The organism is Bacillus sp. GMa5/1 (assembly GCF_050172015.1).
Taxonomy (GTDB): domain Bacteria; phylum Bacillota; class Bacilli; order Bacillales; family Bacillaceae_G; genus Bacillus_A; species Bacillus_A cereus.
The window spans coordinates 1-3,002 of the sequence record NZ_JBNLYC010000316.1; the positions used below are offsets into that span (position 1 = coordinate 1).

Sequence of the window (3,002 nt, forward strand, 5' to 3'; positions counted from 1 at the left end):
TCATTAGTGAAATAGTTTATACCTGTAGTTTAAGCGGCTTAAATCCTATATTCTAATGGGATTAAGCCGTTTAATTTTTATTGATTACATTCGTTATTGTAAAACTGGATATACTTATATATTGTTTATATGAGTAATAGTTTTCGCACTTCACCGCCCCCAAAAAAATAATTCCATTGGTCTGCTTTAAGTTGATTAAACATACGTTTCTATCCTCAGTTGATAGGTATGTATGTTTAATCCTATATTTAATTTTTTTAATAATTGTGTAATTTATTCACAAAACACTCATCCAATAGTAGAAATAATCCCTCTTATAAGTTAAATAAAATTAATTTAGGAATAAAAGTAAGTCTATGACTTATTTTTACACGTATCTCGGCTGTACCCCATCGCTATCAAGCTAGGGTTTTGAAATACCCCCGAAACGAAAAAAACGAGTTGAATTCATATAAATCGCTTTTGGAAAATTGATAATTTTGTTTAGGGGATTACTAAAAGAGTCTTCATAGTTTAAAGAGTAAATGGAAGTGCGAAAAGCTAGTATTTTACTAGCTTTTTTATCAGTAAAAAGTCATATGCTTTTTATCTTCTTTATAATATTGTAAACGATCTTGTAAAGTACCAGTATGAAATTCAAACTTGTGATCATCTGGATCTGTAAAATAAATAGACCGTTTATCTCGTTCATCTTTTTGGGGTATCTCGTTTTTCTTTGACTGATGTCGATGTTGTCATGCCTATATTTGTATGTCCTAAGATATTACTTGCAATTATCCAGAAGTTTTTGCACCAAAACATCATATAAACTCCACATATCTCTAAACAATCTACATTTAAACTCCAGATGGATACTTTACTATGGCATCAAGGAGGTTAGAGAACATGAATTTTATCAAACGATCATTTTTGAGTTTACAATCAAGAAAGGGAAAGTCACTTATATTACTTGCTATTTTTCTAGTTGTTATTAATTTGGTATTCGCTGGTTTTACGATTCAAAGTGCATCCAGTAAAGCAACAGATTTGGCTAGACAACAATTAGGAGCTGATATCAACTTAAGAATCGATATAAATAAGTATTTGGAAGAACAAAACAGTAATCAGAATGCTAATGAAGCAAGAAAGGTACCAAGTATTGAAAAAAAAGAAGCTGATAAATTAAAGAACTCTAAGTATTTAGATCACTATAATTATCTAAAAAGTGCTATTGCTGAGCTGAAAGAGCTTCATAATGTCGAACCATCTGGAGGAGCTCAATCATTTGGTCCAAATAATAATTTGAATTTCACTTTACAGGGTATTAGAGACTTTTTTTCATTAGAAGCTGCTCAAGACAAAAAATTAAAACTTGTTGAAGGAGAGGGAATTACGTCAAAAACAGTAGGAAAGAACGTTGCTATGATTGAAAAAAAACTAGCTGAAAAAAACAATTTAAAAGTGGGTGATAAATTACAGATAGGTGAAGTAATGGATGAGGAACTTACCACGAAAGAGCTAGAAATTATAGGTATATATGAATCTAAAGAAGAGGCTCCATCTTTTGGAGGACAATCTTTTGCTTTATTAGAGCCTGCTAATCAAATATATGTACCGTATTCTGTTATGACTTCACTGGAAAATGCAATCTATTCATTAAAGGATCCTAAGGATATTGATGCATTTAAAGAAGAAGCAAAAAAATTGGGGTTACCAGCGTACTATGAATTAGATGCACAAGATAACGTTTATAAACAGATGATTGGTCCAATCGAAAATATTGCATCTTTTTCGAAAACAATTGTAATTATGGTGTCTATTGCAGGTACAACAATTTTAGGATTAATAATTATGCTCTTTATTAAGGAACGTAGAAAAGAAATGGGAATTTTGTTATCTATAGGCGAGAAAAAGTGGAAGCTAATGGGTCAATTACTAGTTGAGGTATTATGTATTGCTGTATTAGCTTTTGGTTTATCTTTAGCAACTGGAGAGAAAGTTTCTCAAAAAGTGGGTGATAATCTGTTATCTAGTGAAATAGAAAAGAATGAAGATAAACCGGAAGATCCTATAGCAAAATTCAGTGGTAAACCTGCTGCAGACGTAGATCCAGTTGATGATATTGATGTAAGTATTTCAACTGAAGATTTAGGAAAAGTAGGAGGGATTGGATTAGGAATCGCTATGCTAGCAACGATTCTTCCGGCATTATCAATTCTTCGTTTAAATCCAAAACAGATTTTATTAAAAGATGAATAAGGAGAATTTATATGGAGACAATTTTACAGTTTAAAAATATTAATTATCATTATGAAAGTAATAATAAGAGAACTACAATCTTACAAAATGTAAATTTTTCTTTTCAAACTGGAAGTTTTTATACTATCTTAGGGCCATCCGGTTCAGGGAAAACAACAACTCTTAGTTTAGCCAGTGGATTAGATGTTCCAAACAGTGGATATGTCTTATATAAAGGAATGGATATACGTAAAATTGGTCTCGACTCCTATCGAAATCAGTATGTATCAATTATCTTTCAATCTTATAATCTCATTACTTATATGACCGCACTTCAAAATGTTATAACAGCAATGGAAATAACAGGAGTCGATGTAAAAGATAAAAAGATAAGAGCATTGGATCTAATAAAAAAGGTAGGATTGACAGATATAGAAGCAAAAAGGAATGTGCTACAGCTTAGCGGTGGTCAACAACAACGTGTCGCAATCGCTCGTGCATTATCCTGTAATGTAGATTTGTTAATTGCAGATGAACCGACTGGAAACCTAGATCAAGAAACGTCCATGGAAATTATTGAGTTGTTTAAAGAGTTAGCACATAAAGAAAATAAATGTATTATTGTTGTAACTCATTCACAAGACGTAGCCAAACAGTCAGATAAAGCTGTTTATCTACAAAAACAGAATTTAGTTGTACAAGATGTTTTTTGAAAAAGGAATGTGTTTACTTTAGAGAAAACAAAGAATGACTTAACTTCAAAGTAACTGGAAGTTCAATTTATA

The 3,002-nt window shown here is 31.3% G+C and carries 2 protein-coding genes and 1 pseudogene; 2 read left to right on the top strand and 1 reads right to left on the bottom strand.

All coding sequences use genetic code 11. From position 1 onward, the window contains the following. Positions 1 to 563: 563 nt before the first annotated feature. Positions 564 to 698, bottom strand: a pseudogene (locus ACQGSG_RS27975) (metallothiol transferase FosB); the annotation flags it as partial. Positions 699 to 885: 187 nt separating this feature from the next. On the opposite strand from ACQGSG_RS27975, the gene ACQGSG_RS27980 reads away from it, so the two are divergent. Both ACQGSG_RS27980 and ACQGSG_RS27985 read left to right on the top strand, forming a co-directional pair. After that, positions 886 to 2,238 carry an ABC transporter permease gene (locus tag ACQGSG_RS27980; protein WP_426948579.1) on the top strand — a complete coding sequence of 451 codons (1,353 nt, stop codon included), beginning with the start codon at positions 886 to 888 and terminating at the stop codon, positions 2,236 to 2,238. An 11-nt stretch (positions 2,239 to 2,249) separates the two neighbouring features. Beyond that, positions 2,250 to 2,930, top strand: coding sequence for an ABC transporter ATP-binding protein (locus tag ACQGSG_RS27985; protein ID WP_426948581.1), 681 nt, complete (start codon positions 2,250 to 2,252; stop codon positions 2,928 to 2,930). Positions 2,931 to 3,002 lie beyond the last annotated feature (72 nt).

Coding starts and splice junctions, on each gene's coding strand:
- ACQGSG_RS27980 (WP_426948579.1), top strand. CDS start 886: ATGAATTTTATCAAACGATCATTTTTGAGTTTACAATCAAGAAAGGGA.
- ACQGSG_RS27985 (WP_426948581.1), top strand. CDS start 2,250: ATGGAGACAATTTTACAGTTTAAAAATATTAATTATCATTATGAAAGT.